19 protein-coding genes are annotated in these 17,465 nt (G+C 44.1%); 8 read left to right on the top strand and 11 right to left on the bottom strand.

The features are described from left to right. The first annotated feature begins 91 nt into the window (after positions 1-91). Positions 92-1,090 carry an ROK family protein gene (locus B3O12_RS02480; protein ID WP_286755168.1) on the top strand — a complete coding sequence of 333 codons (999 nt, stop codon included), beginning with the start codon at positions 92-94 and terminating at the stop codon, positions 1,088-1,090. Then, positions 1,091-1,738 carry a hypothetical protein gene (locus B3O12_RS02475; protein ID WP_189631543.1) on the top strand — a complete coding sequence of 216 codons (648 nt, stop codon included), beginning with the start codon at positions 1,091-1,093 and terminating at the stop codon, positions 1,736-1,738. A gap of 66 nt (positions 1,739-1,804) precedes the next feature. Here B3O12_RS02475 and B3O12_RS02470 read toward each other — a convergent pair whose 3' ends face one another. The 3 genes from B3O12_RS02470 to prmC all read right to left on the bottom strand — a co-directional run bounded on the left by B3O12_RS02470 (position 1,805) and on the right by prmC (position 5,079). Continuing rightward, on the bottom strand, positions 1,805-3,556 hold the full coding sequence (locus B3O12_RS02470; RefSeq protein WP_189631542.1) for a M56 family metallopeptidase: 1,752 nt from the start codon (positions 3,554-3,556) through the stop codon (positions 1,805-1,807). Continuing rightward, positions 3,553-3,921, bottom strand: coding sequence for a BlaI/MecI/CopY family transcriptional regulator (locus B3O12_RS02465; protein ID WP_189631541.1), 369 nt, complete (start codon positions 3,919-3,921; stop codon positions 3,553-3,555). The genes B3O12_RS02470 and B3O12_RS02465 overlap by 4 nt, the downstream gene beginning before the upstream one ends. A 357-nt stretch (positions 3,922-4,278) precedes the next feature. Beyond that, a complete protein-coding gene (gene prmC / locus B3O12_RS02460) occupies positions 4,279-5,079 on the bottom strand; it encodes a peptide chain release factor N(5)-glutamine methyltransferase (protein WP_286755167.1) in 801 nt (266 codons plus the stop codon). A gap of 46 nt (positions 5,080-5,125) precedes the next feature. Here prmC and ribD point away from each other — a divergent pair, with 46 nt between their 5' ends. From ribD to B3O12_RS02445, 3 genes are all read left to right on the top strand, one after another. Next, positions 5,126-6,187, top strand: a complete 1,062-nt coding sequence (gene ribD / locus B3O12_RS02455) for a bifunctional diaminohydroxyphosphoribosylaminopyrimidine deaminase/5-amino-6-(5-phosphoribosylamino)uracil reductase RibD (RefSeq protein ID WP_286755166.1) — start codon at positions 5,126-5,128, stop codon at positions 6,185-6,187. 93 nt (positions 6,188-6,280) lie between these two features. Continuing rightward, on the top strand, positions 6,281-6,763 hold the full coding sequence (locus B3O12_RS02450; RefSeq protein ID WP_189631538.1) for a GAF domain-containing protein: 483 nt from the start codon (positions 6,281-6,283) through the stop codon (positions 6,761-6,763). Positions 6,764-6,774: 11 nt separating this feature from the next. Continuing rightward, on the top strand, positions 6,775-7,227 hold the full coding sequence (locus B3O12_RS02445) for a hypothetical protein (protein ID WP_189631537.1): 453 nt from the start codon (positions 6,775-6,777) through the stop codon (positions 7,225-7,227). A 97-nt stretch (positions 7,228-7,324) separates the two neighbouring features. On the opposite strand, the gene B3O12_RS02440 is transcribed toward B3O12_RS02445, so the two are convergent. The 5 genes from B3O12_RS02440 to B3O12_RS02420 form a co-directional block, all read right to left on the bottom strand. Next, positions 7,325-7,987: a phosphatidylserine decarboxylase family protein gene (locus tag B3O12_RS02440; protein ID WP_189631536.1), complete on the bottom strand. Its 663-nt coding sequence runs from the start codon at positions 7,985-7,987 to the stop codon at positions 7,325-7,327. A 4-nt stretch (positions 7,988-7,991) separates the two neighbouring features. Continuing rightward, positions 7,992-9,269, bottom strand: a complete 1,278-nt coding sequence (locus B3O12_RS02435) for a Glu/Leu/Phe/Val family dehydrogenase (protein WP_189631535.1) — start codon at positions 9,267-9,269, stop codon at positions 7,992-7,994. 84 nt (positions 9,270-9,353) lie between these two features. Beyond that, the gene (locus B3O12_RS02430; RefSeq protein ID WP_189631534.1) at positions 9,354-10,166 is read right to left on the bottom strand and encodes a phosphatidate cytidylyltransferase; all 813 of its coding nucleotides are present in this window, start codon (positions 10,164-10,166) and stop codon (positions 9,354-9,356) included. Continuing rightward, the gene (locus B3O12_RS02425) at positions 10,159-10,371 is read right to left on the bottom strand and encodes a DUF2007 domain-containing protein (RefSeq protein WP_189631533.1); all 213 of its coding nucleotides are present in this window, start codon (positions 10,369-10,371) and stop codon (positions 10,159-10,161) included. Before B3O12_RS02425 ends, B3O12_RS02430 begins: the two co-directional genes overlap by 8 nt. After that, the gene (locus B3O12_RS02420; protein WP_286745979.1) at positions 10,368-11,315 is read right to left on the bottom strand and encodes a CPBP family intramembrane glutamic endopeptidase; all 948 of its coding nucleotides are present in this window, start codon (positions 11,313-11,315) and stop codon (positions 10,368-10,370) included. Before B3O12_RS02420 ends, B3O12_RS02425 begins: the two co-directional genes overlap by 4 nt. Positions 11,316-11,350: 35 nt before the next feature. On the opposite strand from B3O12_RS02420, the gene dusB reads away from it, so the two are divergent. Next, the gene (gene dusB, locus B3O12_RS02415; protein ID WP_286745977.1) at positions 11,351-12,346 is read left to right on the top strand and encodes a tRNA dihydrouridine synthase DusB; all 996 of its coding nucleotides are present in this window, start codon (positions 11,351-11,353) and stop codon (positions 12,344-12,346) included. A 111-nt stretch (positions 12,347-12,457) separates the two neighbouring features. Beyond that, positions 12,458-13,360: a DMT family transporter gene (locus B3O12_RS02410; RefSeq protein ID WP_286755165.1), complete on the top strand. Its 903-nt coding sequence runs from the start codon at positions 12,458-12,460 to the stop codon at positions 13,358-13,360. Here B3O12_RS02410 and B3O12_RS02405 read toward each other — a convergent pair. Beyond that, complete coding sequence (locus B3O12_RS02405) at positions 13,335-14,123, bottom strand: endonuclease/exonuclease/phosphatase family protein (RefSeq protein WP_286755163.1); 789 nt, start codon at positions 14,121-14,123, stop codon at positions 13,335-13,337. The two genes, B3O12_RS02410 and B3O12_RS02405, sit on opposite strands and share 26 nt — an antisense overlap. A 202-nt stretch (positions 14,124-14,325) precedes the next feature. Between B3O12_RS02405 and B3O12_RS02400 the strand changes: the two genes are divergently transcribed. Beyond that, complete coding sequence (locus B3O12_RS02400; RefSeq protein WP_286755162.1) at positions 14,326-16,728, top strand: ABC transporter permease; 2,403 nt, start codon at positions 14,326-14,328, stop codon at positions 16,726-16,728. Between the two features lie 86 nt (positions 16,729-16,814). Here the strand turns inward: B3O12_RS02400 and B3O12_RS02395 are convergent, their stop codons facing one another. Together B3O12_RS02395 and B3O12_RS02390 are read right to left on the bottom strand one after the other, a co-directional pair. After that, positions 16,815-17,177 (bottom strand): GNAT family N-acetyltransferase, encoded by a 363-nt coding sequence (locus tag B3O12_RS02395; protein WP_286755161.1) that lies wholly within the window; start codon positions 17,175-17,177, stop codon positions 16,815-16,817. Positions 17,178-17,282: 105 nt separating this feature from the next. Beyond that, a complete protein-coding gene (locus B3O12_RS02390; RefSeq protein ID WP_286745967.1) occupies positions 17,283-17,465 on the bottom strand; it encodes a hypothetical protein in 183 nt (60 codons plus the stop codon).

Genomic DNA, 17,465 nt, shown 5'->3' with positions numbered 1-17,465 from the left:
ATATTGTACTAATTTTAAATCATCGCATTTGCGAACGCATTAATTTGGCTTAATTCGCAATATGTAGTGATTGGTATGAAAAAGTGATGTCATGAGAGAGACAGCCATTGGAATAGATATTGGCGGAACTTTTACCAAGTTTGGCCTGAGCGATGTGGAGGGTAATATCCTGATGGAAGGGTCCATTCCAACATATACCCACAAGGAAATTAAGCCTTTCCTCGATGCCTTGAGCCAGGCTATTCAGGAAAACCTGGATAAGCTGAATGAGCCCATAGAAATTATGGGGATAGGAATAGGGGCGCCCAATGGCAATTATTATAAAGGTACCATAGAATACGCTCCCAATCTTCACTGGAAGGGCATTGTTCCCTTTATAGAGATGTTTCGCGAGTACTTTGACCTGCCCATGGTGCTTACCAACGATGCCAATGCGGCCGCCATAGGCGAAAAGGTGTTTGGTGGAGCGAAAGACATGAACGACTTTATTGTGATAACTCTGGGGACTGGGCTGGGATCCGGATTAGTAACCCGGGGTAAACTCATTTATGGCCATGATGGCCTGGCGGGTGAATTGGGTCATACCAACGTGTATCCAGATGGGAGAGAGTGTAATTGCGGAAAACGAGGGTGTTTAGAAACCTACGCCTCGGCTTCCGGTATTAAACGGACCGTGTTTAAGTTGTTGGCTACCAACAATGTAGAAACGCCTCTTCGTTCATATACATACGAGTCGTTAACTGCGAAAAAGATTACGGAAATGGCACTGGAGGGTGATCCTATAGCCCTTGAAGCCTACGAATATACCAGTGATATACTGGGGCTGAAGCTGGCCGATGCTGCGGCTGTTACCAGCCCCGAAGCCATTTTCCTTTTTGGAGGCTTAGCCAAGGCAGGCGATATACTCATTGAGGCTACCAAAAAATCGTTTAACGAATATCTGTATCCTGGCTACAAGGGTAAGATTGAAATTAGGTTGTCCGACCTGATGGATAAGAATGCCGCGGTGTTGGGAGCCAGTGCGTTGGTATGGAGCGAAATTGCTCACAACGAAGGTATTCGTGTGCCCCAACAAGCCAGAGTCGTATAAATGTCTTCTCACCACATAGTTAGAGATGAGCAAGAACCCGCGCTGCTGATCGATGATGCTTCAGCCTTGCGTTTCGAGTTTGTTGAATTGTTGCTGGAATGGTCGCCCAAAGTAGTGGTGACGTCCAACGCAGTAAGGGCTGTGCTTAAGTGGGGAGTGAAAATAGATACCGTAATTGCCAGGCCCAATGAGGTAGAAGAACTACGGCCTTCTCTCAAAGCCCAGTCACCATTGCAGCTTTTGGTTTTCGATTCGGCCGATTTGCTGATTTCTGCTTTTATAGCCCTCAAAGATTTAGGACACAATGCGGTAAATGTGCTGGCCAATGCTTTTAATAGTTCTTGTCTGGATACCATTCGACTGTATGCCGATACGTTCGATTCGGTACTTTATTATAATGATCAGAAGTGGGTTTATTCCAGTCGTGGAGTGTTTCAAAAGTGGCTCAATATTGGCGATGTAGTTGCTGTACATCCTGTGGTAGAAGGTACTTTCTTTAAAACCGAAGGTTTTTATCAGAATCTGGAAAACGAGATGTATCTGGAACCTTTTGAGCTTACATGTGCTACAAATGGTAAGGCGAGAGTAGAGTCTAACCAAAGGCCTTTTTGGTTGATTGAAAGTATAAAGACGGATTTGTATCTTTAGAAGAGAAATAGCAAAGGGTGCCTGCTATATAAGCCGCACCCTTCAATCTTAACTAAACAAAACATCCTACATCATGTACCGTGTAGGAATAGAAATTTTCATCCGAACCAATACTTCTTTACCGTCTTTAACTCCCCGTTTCCAGGGATAAAGTGAAGCAATCTTACTTCTCAGAGTGTCGTGAACCTGTCCGAAGAAAAGATAGTAGGCCCTGTTTCGTTTGTCTGATCCGGCCATTTCGGTCAGCAGGTTGAGGTGCGAAATAGATTGGCCTCCCTGCACAACAAATTCAAAGTCGATGGTTTTCGGAAGCCTGGAGCGGTCGATTCCTTCGGGTAGTTTAATTTCTAAAGCAATGGTTTTAGCCAGGTTTTCAAGACCGCCCATTACCTGGGGTAGCACATCCACCTCTTCGGGAGAGAAAATACTGCTTTCATCATACTCTAATGAAACGGGGGTTGACTCATAAATCATCAGGTATTTGGTGTTTGGCAGTATTTGGTCTTTTAACTGTTTTTCTGTAAAAAGATCGGAGTAGGTCCATTTGTTTATGATAGTTCTATCAGAGTTAAACGTAATTCCGGTAGTATCTGCTAACAGGAGTCCAATTAGTTCTGATTGTTGAGCTTCATTAAGCTTAGCCACGAAAAGGGGATTATAGCCGGGCTTAAATGATTCGAAGTAAGGGTGGAAGTTATTTTCTTTAAAATATCGGTAAGCAATTTTTTTGTCTGGGTTTTCCGATTTGAGTAGGAGGAAGACCCGTTCGTGAGCAGTGGTTAGTTTGTTAATCCAGCCCGACTCGAAGAGACTGGCCAGAAGGCTTGAGTTTGAGATATTAGTTTGTTTAGAAGCACTTGTATCTGCAGAAACATCGAACTCAAAAGATGTTTGCTTTTCTTGAGACCAAAGAGAAGTCCAGGTGAGGCACCCAAAGGCTAGGAGGCCGTAAACAAGACTTAGCAGAATGGTTTTTCGAATGGTTGTTTTGTGTGTTTTCATAAGTTTTATCCGTTTAGATAGGCTGGAAATTCGCGCAAATGAATGGGATACGCCACCTTCGAAACCGGGCAGTGTCACTTTCAGAAGAGTTTCGGCATAAGACTCAAGAGGCACACTCTTTAGCACCCTATGGTCAACCTGAGCTTCGTGTAAGGTTTTTAATTCTCTGAGAACCCAGTATACCACCGGATTATACCAAAGTAGCGCCTGAAAGACTCTCATAAACATAAGGTCTATACTGTGCTTTTGTTGAATATGTACCTTTTCGTGTTGGTGTATGATGTGCCAGGTAGAGGCTGGGTAATTCTTAAATTGCGGTATAAAAATCCAACTCCAGTAAGAAAATGGTGCTTTAACAGAGGGATGTCTTAAAATGTTATTTCCAAGGATAACATCTCTACCCGACATGAGTTTCCAGATAAAGAGCCTGAGGATTTCTATAATCAGCAACAAGGCAAACAGGGCTAAACCAATGGAGTAAATGGTTATGAAGCTTTGCCTGGTAAAAATTGAAGGATTGGCCCTTACTGTTTTAGAATCTGTGTTTTTTGAGATGGATTGTGAGGGGCGAAGGCTTGTGGCAGTATTTTCAAGCTTGGTTTTAAGGGCAAGAGCCTCATGCACAATAATAGGTTCTTCTTCAGTAACCTTATATGAAAGGTAGGGAGCAATGGCACTCAGTATGAGAATACCCAAAACGAGTATTCTCCTCCATTGAAATTGCGTGTTATTCCGAAACAACATGAGGTAGGCCAAAAAGAGTATGCTTAGAATAATACTGACCTTTAAGCTCCAATAAAACACTGCATCAATCATTCTGCCTCCTTTTTGCTTTCCAGAATCTTAATGATTTCATCTAGCTCGTCAATGTCCATTTTCTTGCGATCGGCAAAGAATGAAACAAGGCGGGTGAGCGAACCTTCAAAGTACTTGCTCATTACGTTGCTCATGGCAAAGTCTGAATATTTGGATTTACTGATGAGCGGATAATACCTTTTGCTGTTGCCCATCATTTCGTGAGCAACAAAGCCCTTTTGTTCGAGCACAGAAAGTACCGTAGCTATTGTAGTATAACTCGGAGCATCTTTCTTAAACTCCTCCAATATTTCACGGGTGAAGGCCTTTTCAAGACGCCATACTATTTGCATTATGCGCTCTTCGGCTTTAGTTAGTTCTTTCATAATTCTTAATCTACTATAAATATAGTAGAATTACTATTTAAATAGTAGGTCTTCGAAAAAAATAGTAGAGATAGGTACCTATAGACAGCGTCTGGATTGCAGAGGGTTGGTGTTATTGGGGCTGTAAAGTTATATGACTAACTTTTGGTAGTTCCCTCACTAAAACACATACGAACCACCAATTTTCTTTAAACCATTATACTTTGTATGCTCTCACGCTCCACGCAGCAGCAGGCAAAGATGACTATGTTGTAATGATTGCTCAACTGAAAAAGGTGGACCAGGGTTTATGAAAAGGAGCCATTTTAAATCGAGGTATTATTGATTCTAGGCTTTCTAGATTCCCATATCAGAAATCTAAATACGAGCTCTTATCATTCTGTCTTTGCCTTGCATATCTTGCTTGAGACTCACATTTTGGTATCCCTCACTCTCAAGTAGCTTCATCACCTCATGTCCGTAGGTTTCATGTATTTCAAAATAAAGGCTTCCACCTTCTAAAAGTGCAGGCATAGCCTTTTGTGCAATTACTCTGTAGAACAACAAAGGGTCGTTGTTGGGTACAAACAAAGCCAGGCCGGGCTCATAATCTAGAACGTTGCTGTGCATTTGGGCTTTGTCCGATTCGGGTATATACGGAGGGTTGCTCACAATTACATGGTACCGGCCAATCAGGTTTTCTTGTAGTATATCCAACCGGCTAAAAGTTACATCGGCTTTTAGCTGTTCAGCATTTTTTTGTGCGAGAGCCAAAGCTTCACTAGAAATATCAAGACCTTCCACCTTCAAGCCTTTCCGCTCAAGCGCCAGTGTTATTGGAATACACCCGGTTCCGGTTCCAATATCCAAAACACGCACCTGTGAATCTTTCAGTTCTCCAATTCCCTGAATCACCCAGCTCACCAATTCTTCTGTTTCAGGTCGGGGAATCAGCGCTTCAGGGCCACACTTAAACCTACGCCCATAAAACACCCCAAAGCCAACTACGTGTTGTAGGGGAGTTGCTGCCCGGAGTAGTTTCAGGTCGTGTGACATCAGTTTTTCATCGAAATGCACCGGGCTGTTCAGAGCCAGTTTAATGCTATCTACATGAAAGCGATCGTGCAAATAATGCCGAGCCAATGAGGTAAGCTCGCGCTCCTCGTATAAGTTTGCCAATTCATTAATAACTTGGCGCAACAATTCCTTCGCAGGCTTTTGAGACATGATACAAAGTAAAGCAAATATCACTTCCCACTTTAGTGCAGACGATATTCGCTTTATGCAACGGGCACTTGACCTGGCCGCTTATGGCCGTGGAAGGGTGAGTCCCAACCCTATGGTGGGGTGCGTAATTACCCATAACGCCAAGATTATTGGTGAAGGATGGCACAGAAAGTATGGTGAGGCCCATGCTGAAGTGAATGCCATTAACTCATTGGCCGATAAAAGCCTTTTGCCTGAATCTACGTGCTACGTTACCCTGGAACCTTGCGCCCACCATGGTAAAACACCACCATGTGCCGATCTGCTTATCAGTATGAAAGTGAAGCGGGTTGTAATTGCCGTTGTTGATTCTAACCCACTCGTAGGCGGACAAGGCATTGACAGAATGAAAGCTGCCGGAATTCAGGTAGAAACCGGCTGCCTGCAAAGTGAGGCGTGGGAACAAAACATTAGGTTTTTTACACTCATAGAGAAAAACCGACCATATGTTATACTCAAGTGGGCTCAGACAGGCGATGGTTACATTGCTCGTCAGAATTACGATTCGAAGTGGATTAGCAACACATATTCCCGTAGCCTTGTACACCAGTGGAGAGCCGAGGAAGATGCCATTCTGGTGGGCCCGGGAACAGCTTTGTATGACAACCCAAACCTAAATGTGAGAAGTTGGGTGGGGGCCAACCCCATACGGATTGTCATTGATCGGAAACTGAGGCTGGATAATGCACTTCAACTTTTTGATAGCTCCATTCCTACTCTCATTTATAACTGTCAAAAGACTGGCAACAAAGAGAATATAGAATGGATAAAGTTAGATGAGGAGCAATTTCTGGAATCCCTACTTCAAGACCTGGGTGAGCGAAAAATACAGTCGGTTATTGTGGAAGGGGGAGCAGCTGTTTTAAATGCCTTCATAAATGCCGATTTATGGGATGAAGCCAGGGTTTTTACATCAGGTATGAACTTTGGAACAGGCATTGAGGCTCCCAGATTCTCCGGTCGGCCTATTGCAGAATCCAATATAACAGGCGATGAATTGAAGGTTTACCGGAATCGATAAACTGACGCCCGACTGAACTTTTCCAGCATTGAACCTTAATTCTGAACCGAAATTCCATTCTCTCAGTTACCTTTGCATTCAATTTTAAATACCATGGCAGAAGAGCTTATTATCGATAACACCGCAACGAAAGAAGAAAAATACCAAACGCTTATACCGCAAATAAAAGCCCTTGTAACCGGTGAACCCGATCTTACAGCCAACTTGGCCAATATAGCTTCTGCACTTAAATATGGCATGGGTTTCTTTTGGGTAGGCTTCTATTTGGTGAAAGACAATGAGCTGGTTTTGGGGCCTTTTCAGGGGCCAATTGCTTGCACCCGAATTAGAAAAGGAAAAGGGGTGTGCGGAACTAGCTGGGCCAAGGCCGAAACGGTTTTGGTACCCAATGTCGATGAGTTTCCGGGGCACATTGCCTGTAGCTCAGACTCTAAGTCTGAAATTGTGCTCCCGGCTTTTAAGAATGGAGAAGTAGCTTTGATTCTTGATGTAGACTCTGACCAACTGAACGATTTCGATTCGGTAGACCAGAAGTATCTGGAGCAACTCATGAGAATAGTTGAAGAGCTTTTTTAACGTTTGTTTCAATGAGAAGTGCTATCCTATCGGTTATTCTTTTTTGTTCTCTTTTTTCATTGAGTTGTTCTCAAGAGGCTAAAATTGAAGCCAAACTCTCTCCATTAACCCAAAAGTTAATTAATGACCTCAATAAAGGGCAGCCTGAGGTGCTGTTTTCCGAAACTGAAATCTGTGACCAGAAAATTGAAGAGATCGTTTCAGTTGACCAAAATATTATTATACTCGCAACACACACCAGCATAGGAATTAGCTGCAAAGGAGTGAGCAGATCAATAGTCTTTGTTGACGGTAAATACAAAGGTTATTATCAGTCAGACGAAATTTATCCTTTGAAAATTGAATCGGATACACTGATCTGGGTTACCGAAGGAGGAAGAAAGTATAAAATGTCACTGAAAAATGAGCTGCCTCGAAAGTTGAACTTCGATGGGCTTGTGACAGTTCCAGTTTTACAGAACTGAGCTTCCCCCTTTCACTCCCGTTTTTGACCAACAATGACTGACTCCATGCCCCACAAGTCATCAGAAAATTTAGCGAAGTTAATAAGGTGACGAGAAACTATTTCAGCTCTGCGATAACCGTCTGGCCACCTTTGGTAATCTGACCATTGGTTACTTTAATTTCAGCATCAAGCGGAAGGAAAATATCCACTCTCGACCCGAACTTGATAAAGCCAAATTCCCGGCCCTGAATCACGCTGTCGCCTTCATGCAAATACCACTTAATACGTCTGGCGGCAGCTCCGGCTACTTGCCTGATGAGTATCTCTACGTTTTTGTGGATTTGGTACACAATGGTGGTTCTTTCGTTTTCTGTGCTTGACTTGGGGTGCCATGCCACCAGATATTTGCCCGGATGGTATTTAAAGTATTTCACCAATCCTGTTACCGGGTTTCGGTTCACGTGCACGTTCAAAGGCGACATAAAAATAGACACTTGTAAGCGTTCCTTGCCTTTAAAGTATTCATCTTCTGTAGTGGTTTCAATTACTACCACCTTACCATCGGCCGGGGCAAGTACGTGCTTCTCATTGAGTTCTACCTTTCGTGCAGGGTCTCTGAAGAACTGCAGGAAAAAAAGGAAAACAACTAAGGATATGCCACCCACAATAATTGCTATGGCAGGAGCGGCCTGAATAAGGTAAAGAACAGTCGCGTTCAATACCAATAAAACGAAGAAGAGGATCGTTAAGAATCCTCTTCCTTCTTTGTGTATTTTCATAAGATTAAAATCCTCCTCTGAACTTATAGGTTTCAGCTACCTTGTCTATGGCTACCACATAAGCGGCTATACGCATTGGGATGTCGTATTTTTGCGAAGCTTGGTAAACTTTATCGAAGGCATCTTTCATAATTCTGTCAGATCTTCTGTTTACACGCTCACGAGTCCACTTATATCCCAATCGGTTCTGTACCCACTCAAAGTAAGATACTGTAACCCCTCCGGCATTTGCCAGAATATCGGGCACAGCCATAATTCCCTTTTCGTTGATTACGCGGTCGGCCTCTGCAGAAGTAGGTCCATTAGCACCTTCAACAATCAGCTTAGCTTTAATTTTATCTACGTTGCCCGAATGAATTACATCTTCGACAGCTGCTGGCACCAATACGTCCACGTCAAGTAAGAGAAGTTCCTCGGCATCGGCCATCAATTCGGCACCATCCCAACCTTCCAAAGAGCCCTTGTTGTTGTCGCGGTACTCAATGGCTTTCTTAATGTCAATTCCTTTCTCGTTGTAGTAAGCACCGGAAATATCGCTCACTGCTACAACAGTACAGCCTCTTTCGGCAAGCAACAAGGCCGCAAATGAACCTACGTTGCCAAATCCTTGAACAGCAATATTGGCATGATAAGGGTTGATTTTTAGCTTCTCCATGGCGGCAAGGGCCGAAACCATTACTCCGCGTCCGGTGGCTTCCACTCTACCTAAAGAGCCTCCTAGTACAAGCGGTTTACCGGTTACAACGGCATTGACTGTGGTTCCCATAGAGCGTGAGTACTCATCCATCAGCCAGGCCATTTCTCTTGGTCCGGTACCCATATCTGGGGCAGGTATGTCCCGGTCTGGACCAAAAACACCAGTCATTGCTTGCGTATAAGCGCGGGTCAATCGTTCAATTTCTCCGGCCGACATTTGCCTTGGGTTGCACTTAATGCCTCCTTTGGCACCACCGTAGGGTATGTCCACTACAGCACATTTCCAGGTCATCCAGGCGGCTAGCGCCTTTACCTCATCCAAGTGTACATCCATTGCATAGCGAATACCACCTTTAGAAGGCCCAAGAATGTTCGAGTGGATCACACGGTGACCTTCAAACACTTTAATGGAGCCATCGTCCATAGTGATCGGCAGTGAAACAGATACTTGCTTTGAGGGTGACTTTAATACGTTGTAAACTTGTTCGTCCAGTCCCAGCACCTCGGCTGCAATATTGAACCTGGACATCATTGACTCAAAAGGATTGGATTTATCCTTTATGGGAGCCGGTTCTATGTAACCCATAGGGAGTATTTGTTGTTTAAGACGGGTCAAAATTAAGGAAATTTTAACCGAATATGTCCAACAGAATTGCCCTTATTTTTCGAATTAAAGTATGAAGTGAAGGTAGGCGGTAGTGAACGGTAAAGAAAGCAGCAGCCCATCAAACCTATCGAGAAAACCACCATGCCCCGGCAATATGCGTCCAGAGTCTTTTATGGCCAATGTTCTTTTAAAAAGAGACTCCACCAGGTCGCCCAATATGCCAAATACTGCCGTAATGAGTGCCAGTCCAAACCATTCGTAGAGGCTTATGATTCCGAAGAGCTGATGCAGACAATAGGCAATAACCAGGGCCAGAGCCAGGCCACCCATGGCTCCCTCCCATGTTTTATTGGGCGAAACCTTCTCAAAAAGCTTTCGCTTGCCGAGTGATCTTCCGGCAAAAAAAGCTCCGGTGTCGGTGGCCCACTGCAAAAACAGAATGCCCAAAACCAACGGATAAGCATAGGCGCCTTCAATGTAGGCTATGGCGTTGACCAACGAAAACGGAAAGGCTATATACACAAAACCCAATATGGAAATGGCCAGGCAGTTAATGGCATGAGATGTTTTGATGGTCTGTAGCGGGTAAATAAAGGCAATGGCAAAAAGAGCCGGCAAAAACCAGAAATATTCGGCCGAAAGGTTAAACTGATAGAAGGCAAAAAGCCCGCTAAAAAGGGCCAGTGCCAAACCTAAGCCCCAAATTTCATAAGGGCTTTTCCCATCCTTTTTGGCTAAACCATAGAACTCCTTGAGGCAAGCCAACATGAGCAGGGCAAAGACTATAGCAAATCCATAAGGAGAGTATGCGATGGCAGCAATTATGCCGGCAACACCAATAAAGGCAGTAATAATACGCTGCAATAAATTACTCATGACTGAAGCTTATATCTTCGTTGATCAGTTTGATGGCTCGCAAAACATCTTCTCGTTTAACCTTTACTTCAAGCGAACCAATGCGGTAAGAATGATCCTGAAGATTGAAAACGATGGCTGCTAGTCCGGCATTAATTAACAAATCTTTCACAATTTCGGCCTGGTGAGGCAATGTTGTGCTATAAACCGTTTGCCAGTTACTCACTCCAATCGTTTTGGTCTAAGATACTCATTTCTAAAGAAAAACATGAGGACAATAAAGAACACAACGGCTACAATTTGTCCTACAACTGGGATGGTCTCTGAATCATCCAGAATGATCTCTGCACCTGAAACCTGAGCGGTGTAGACCAAAATTACCTGAATACCGTTATTGGCGATGTGTCCAATTATGGGGTACCATATATTGCCCGACCACACATAAAAATACCCAAACAAGGCACCCAATAGCATGCGCGGTACCAAGCCATAGAATTGAAGGTGAATGGCACTAAACAAGAGGGCCGATAGCCAAATTGCCAAATGTTTGTTTTTAGAGAGGCGTTGAAGACTGTTTTGTAACAAGCCTCTGAACAGCAGCTCTTCGCCAATTCCCGGAAGTAGGGCTATGGCAATAAAACCGAATAGAAACTCGCCAAAATTGTTGAAAGTGGTGAATTTTTCAGTGGCTTTGGCCAGTTGGTCTTCTGTTTCGCGAGCCCACTTTTCAAAGCCCGACATAAACTCCGGAAACTTAATGTTCTGGTTCCACTCAATGAAATAGGAGTTTACTACCATAAAAGTAAGTGTGGCAAGCACCACCACAACAACCGCTATTGGCCTCACTTTCGTCTCATTGCTGAGTGTCGATAGCTTCTTTTCGGCAAAAATCTTTATGTAAAACCAGGGTACCAGAAAGGTAAAGACCAGCGTGTAAAGTATTTGGGTACTCAATACTTCTATCAGGCTCAGGTAATCGAACATGATTTCGGGGTTCTTCTGGAATTCATCCAGCCCCATGCCGTTGATTAGGGCCAGAATTGCCCCAACTAAACCACCAACAAACTGACCTACAAAAAAGCCGGCTGCCAACAAACCGAGAAGGATTAAAAAGGAACTACTTTCAGTTCTTCCGCCAGTTAGGTCTATGCCATTGTCAAGTCTCGTCATAATGGCGTAAATTTACGCGAAAATTTGAATAGGACTTGGTAAGGATAGGAAACATAGAGGTTGGAGAATTTCCGTTGCTGTTGGCCCCCATGGAAGATGTGAGCGACCCGCCATTTAGGGCGGTTTGCAAAGAAAATGGGGCCGACCTTATGTATACGGAATTTATTTCTTCGGAGGGGCTCATTAGAAACGCAGAGAAGAGTGTGCAGAAGCTGGACATTTATGACTATGAACGCCCCATAGGTATTCAGATTTTTGGCGATAAGATAGAGTCTATGCGGCAGGCTGCGGCCATAGCCGAAGAAGCTCAGCCGGAGATTATCGATATCAACTACGGTTGTCCGGTTAAAAAAGTAGCCTGCAAGGGTGCCGGTGCCGGTATTTTGCTCGATATCCCTAAAATGCAGAAAATGACCGAAGAGATAGTGAAGCAGGTTCAACTACCGGTAACGGTTAAGACTCGCCTTGGCTGGGACGACAGTACTATCCGAATTGTAGAAGTGGCTAAGCGACTGCAAGATGTAGGCATCAAAGCCCTGACAATTCATGGTCGAACACGGGTACAGATGTACAAAGGTGTGGCCGATTGGACCAAGATTGCAGAAGTAAAGAATCATCCGGATATCCACATTCCTATTTTTGGGAATGGCGATATAGACTCTCCTCAAAAAGCGCTGGAATACAAGCAGAAATATGGAGTAGATGGTATCATGATTGGTCGGGCATCCATAGGTTATCCGTGGATTTTCAATGAGATAAAGCATTTCATGAAGACGGGCCAACTGCTAGACCCTCCTTCTATGGAAGAGCGTGTGAGAACCGCTAAGAAACACCTGGATTTTTCACTGGAGTGGAAGGGGGAAAAGCAGGGTATTTATGAAATGAGAAGGCACTATACCAACTACTTTAGGGGAATACCCAACTTTAAGCCCTACCGTACCCGCTTGGTTGAGTCAGAAAATCCCGATGAGTTATTTGCTATTTTAGACGAAGCAGGTAGTGTGTTTGAAGATGCCTATTCGGTGGTGTAAGACATACCTGAAGTGTATAGGATTTGGCAGAACAGGATTGCCCCATAGTGTGGGGAAAAATCTCTCCATTTCTTGAACTAATTCCTATACATTTGGGCTTCTTAACATTCTATGAAAAACACCAACGTAGCCGCCTGGTCTATTCTTATTGTTTTGGCCTTAATATGGGGTACCAGTTTTATTCTTATTAAAAGAGGGCTTGAGGTTTATGCCCCGGGTGAGGTAGGAGCTTTACGAATTTTAGCCGCCTGTTTGTTTTTGGTGCCCATAAGTATTCCTCGTATTCGAAAACTTTCGGCTCGCCAACTCAAGCTTTTATTACTCATAGGTATGGTGGGTACTTTTATTCCTGCTTTTCTTTTCGCCCTGGGGCAAACCCGGCTGGATAGTGGAATAACCGGGGTGCTTAACGGGCTAACTCCCATCTTTACCCTCGCCATTGGCGCAGTTTTTTTTAGCCAGAAGTTTACCACCGCCAACTACCTGGGCATAGCTTTGGCGTTTATTGGTACTGTGGTATTGTTAACTGCCGGAAGCGGAGGAGAGGTGAGCGAATTCAATTTCTACGCCCTTTTTATTGTATTGGCCACCGCCTGTTACGGCACCAACCTCAATGTGATTAAGTATTACCTGGCCGACTTAACCCCCCTGGTCATCACCAGTGTCAGTATTCTTTTGGTGGGACCAATGGCCGGTCTTTACCTGGCTTTCGATGCCGATTTTGCCAATAAAGTAGCTTCCGGCCCGGAAGCCGTCAGAGCTTTGGGTTATGTGGCACTGTTGGGAGTTATGAGTACTTCGTTGGCTCTCATCCTTTTCAATAAACTGGTGCAAATGACCACGCCTATATTTTCCAGCACGGTTACTTACCTTATACCCATTGTTGCCCTAACATGGGGTTTGCTCGATGGGGAGCAGCTTATTTTGGGACAAATCACAGGTATTGCAGCCATACTTTTAGGGGTATTTATCAATAACCGTAAGAAGGCTAAGGCTGCTCAAAAGCAAAACTAGCGACTATGGGGTAATGGTCTGAGGGGTAAAAGAATTTGTTTTTCCACCGGTCTATGACAAACTCTTTAAGTCTCAACCCACTTTTGAGATAAAAAATATAGTCGATTCTGGGGCAGTGGCTACCGCCATTCCAATTGTGATATGTACAGCCTTCCAACTCGCTGCCTGAGTAGGCATCGGTAAAATATTCTTTTAATCTCAGAATATTCTCACCCTCTGGTTCTTCATTAAAATCGCCAAGTAAAATAGTTGGCATTTCTGCCACCTCGGTCATTAACTTTCTCAGAAGTAGTTCCGTACTGCGCTCTCGGCTATTGTCCGAGCGATGGTCGAGATGAGCATTGAGCAGACGAAGCTTCTTGCCAGAGGGTTTGTGTTCCATGACAACCAAAGTGGCTATTCTGGGCAGGGTATTGCCCCAACTTTTAGAGGCAGGTTCAGAGGGCGTGTCAGAGAACCAAAAGGTTTCGCTTTCAATGACCCGCCAGGTTTTCTTATTATAAAAAATGGCATTGGACTCTCCGCCTTTTTCATCGATGGTTCTGGATCTATACACCACATCTAACTGCGAAACCTCATCCAAAATCTCATCGATTTGAAGGGGGAGAGCTTCTTGAGTGGCAATGATATCGTCTTTGTATTTTTTGAAAATAGACATGACCCGGTCTCTTCGGCTCTTCCACTTGTTTTCGCCATCTCCGGGGGTGCCATAGCGGATATTGAACGAAACTACCTGAAAGTCTTGAGCCAGTGATTGACCCATGAGCAAAAAGTATAGCAATGTCCCAAACAGCACTACAGCACGCATATCCAAATCTGCAAAATATGCAGGCAATAGACAAATTATTGGATTTAAACGGTTATTTCAGGAGTTCGTGCAACCTTGCTTCTGAGCGCAGGTCTTTGATTCTGTGAATCAATAACTGGAGGCTCTTGGGTCTGCTCAAAATCTAAACAACAACACTATGCTGAAAAACTATTTTAAGGTGGCTCTAAGAAGCCTTATGAAACAAAAAGGCTTTACGGCCATAAATGTATTGGGGCTTTCGGTTGGCCTTACTTGCTGTATACTCATTGGTCTTTACATCAATGAAGAAATGAGCTACGATACTTTTCACGATAGAGCTGAGGAGACATATCGGTTTACCCGCGAGTTCATGAGCCAGGACGGAACCACCTCACTTCATCTGTCGCGAGTAGCGCCTCCATTTGGTCACTACCTGAAAGATTACTACGAAGGCGATATCGAAACCATCGGTCGGTTCATTACTACTTCCGGCACGGTGCAATATGGCGACAAGCTCTTTGTAGAACCTAATTTTGGCTTTGCCGATCCTGAAATAGTGGATATTCTCACTTTTGAAACCCTTCAGGGTAACCTGAGAGAAGCACTGAGCAGGCCTGGTTCTGTGGTTATATCGGATCGGTTGGCAGAGAAGTATTTTGGTGCGGAGGATCCCATGGGTAAGACCATTAACTTCTCTAATCAAATAGATTTAATGGTTCAGGGAGTTTATAAGAGCTGGCCTGATAACTCTAGTTTTCAACTGGATATGATGGGAGATTTTACCCTGGTTGAGCAGTTTTACGGAGGTAGACAAAACCTGCTGAACGCATGGGGGTCTAATAATTTCACCACATTGTTTACACTTACATCTACCGGTTCGGTTGAGGGTATCTTGGAGCGGTCTGAAGACTTTCTCATAGCCCACTTGGGTGAGGACGCACCCACCTGGACCAGGCTTCATGTGCAAAAGCTCACCGACATACACCTAAGGTCAAATCTTTCGGATGAATTGGGGCAGAACTCGGACATTACTTATGTCTACATTTTCACCTCCATTGCAGGCCTGATTTTACTTATAGCCTGTATTAACTACATGAACCTTTCAACTGCTCGTTCGGCCAGAAGGGCCAAAGAAGTGGGTATGCGCAAGGTGTTTGGAGCCGGTAAACTCAATCTGGTCTATCAGTTTTTAATGGAGTCGGTTGTGCTCACACTGATAGCGGTTGTTTTTTCTGTGGGAATAACGGCTCTTGTATTGCCTTTTTTCAGGGACTTCACCGGGCTAAACCTTGCCTTTAGCCTCACGCAGAACCTGGAACTTATTATTCTTATTGCGGGCGCTTCATTATTGGTTGGAGTGTTAGCAGGTAGTTATCCGGCCTTTTTTCTTTCGGCTTTTAAGCCGCTCGAAGTAATGAGGGGCAGTAAGGGAAGCAGCCCGGCAAAGTCTGGCCTTTTGAGAAAGGTGCTGGTTGTGGTTCAATTTGCAATATCAGCCATTCTCATTATTTCTACGGTAGTCGTTTTTCAGCAGCTCAGCTATATGCAAAACAAAAACCTGGGCTACGATAAGGAGCAAATGATGGTGTTGAGTGTGAGTAACGAGTTGGCCGCCAATCTAACTACCTTTAAGAATGAAGTGCTCAATGTTTCCGGTGTTCGTTCGGTGGGGGCTTCCAGCCGTGTGCCGTCCGGTCAGTTGCTCGATTCACAGGGGGCGCAAGCGGAGGTAAATGGAGAAATGTTGCCTACACAGGTTGTAATAAAACAGTTGCAGGTAGACCATGATTTTATTCCTAACTACCAAATGGAAATGTTGGCGGGGAGAAATTTTACGGAAGATTTTACCCGCGACTCCGCCAATGTGATTCTTAATGAAAAGGCCGTGCGAATTATAGGCTGGAAAAGCCCGGAAGAGGCCATTGGCAAACGTATGGTTTATGGAGGTATTGCCGGGCAGGTAATTGGTGTGGTGAAAGACTTTCACTTTGAGTCGTTGCAGAGCGAAATAGTACCGGTAATCTTTCAAAACAACCGCAATAGACTAAGATTTCTTTCCATAAAGATTGACGGACAGAATCTGAGAAACACGGTCGCTCAAATTGAAGAGTCTTATGCTGCATTTTCTCCTGTGTCACCTATTAATTATAACTTTCTGAACGAGCGATTCGATAACCTGTATCGGTCTGAATCGCAGCGCAGCGAGTTGTTCACTATTTTTTCTGCCTTAGCTATATTTCTAGCTTGCCTGGGCTTGTTTGGCTTAGCATCATTTACCGTAGCACAGCGAGGAAAAGAAATAAGTATACGTAAAGTGCTCGGTGCCTCCGTAAAGCAGATTGTTTCAACACTCAGTAAAGAGTTTATCTGGCTGGTGGGCATTGCCCTGTTGCTGGCAGCACCGGTGGGCTGGTACTTTATGAGCGATTGGCTGGGCGGATATGCCTACCGTGTAAATATGGGAGCTTTACCTTTTCTGGTGGCTGGGGGAGTCGCCTTACTCATTGCTTTTGTTACTATTAGTATGCAAACTTTTAAAGCGGCATTTGCCAACCCGGCTACAAGACTGAGGGAGGATTAGTGGTTTTGTAGTACACAATGCGTGACTCTTGAGAAAAACTTTAGTCATGCATTGTGTATGGTTTTACAAGTCATTGCTCTTTTCGATCACTTCTGCCTAAAAAGAGTTAGCTGCTTTCGGGGTTGTTTTTTAACCCTGAATATGGAGCCTTCCTTTTGGTACCCGAGTTTTTTATAGTAGCCGTCTACATCAGACATTACAAACACAGCCTGGTTGGGGTAGTCGGTTAAAAGGCATTCCATCAAACTTTTTCCAATGGCTTTGCCTCTGTGCGTCTTATTTACCAACAAGTCTATAACCCATATAAACAACCCGGAATCATTGATTGACCGAGAGTATCCGCATAGTTCATTTTCAATATAGGCTACGTAGGTGATCGAGTTTTTTAAAGCTTCACTATAGGCCAAAGTAAAATAATCCTTCCATTCTTCGCCTTCCGATTTTATCATTTTCAGAAGCTCAGGGTACTCTTTTGAGTGATTATATCTTTTTACTTCAATTTTCATTGTCAATGGTCGTCAAGGCTCACTTTTTCAGAGTGTATGCTCTTTGTTCTAGCCCCTATTTCTTCGCTTATTAATTAGCTCAAAACCAATACCCATGGCAATGCCCACGCCAATGCCAATGGCCAGGTTATTCATGGCAATACCAATGCCTGCGCCTATAGCAATGCCGGTACCAATTCCCATTCCGCGGGGTCTTCCGGTTCCATTTTCTCCTTGTTCTTCGTTGCTCAT

The organism is Roseivirga sp. UBA838, assembly GCF_002296035.1.
Classification (GTDB): domain Bacteria; phylum Bacteroidota; class Bacteroidia; order Cytophagales; family Cyclobacteriaceae; genus Roseivirga; species Roseivirga thermotolerans.
The sequence above is the reverse complement of the archived record's forward strand: the minus strand, read 5'-3'. Positions and strand labels throughout refer to the sequence as shown.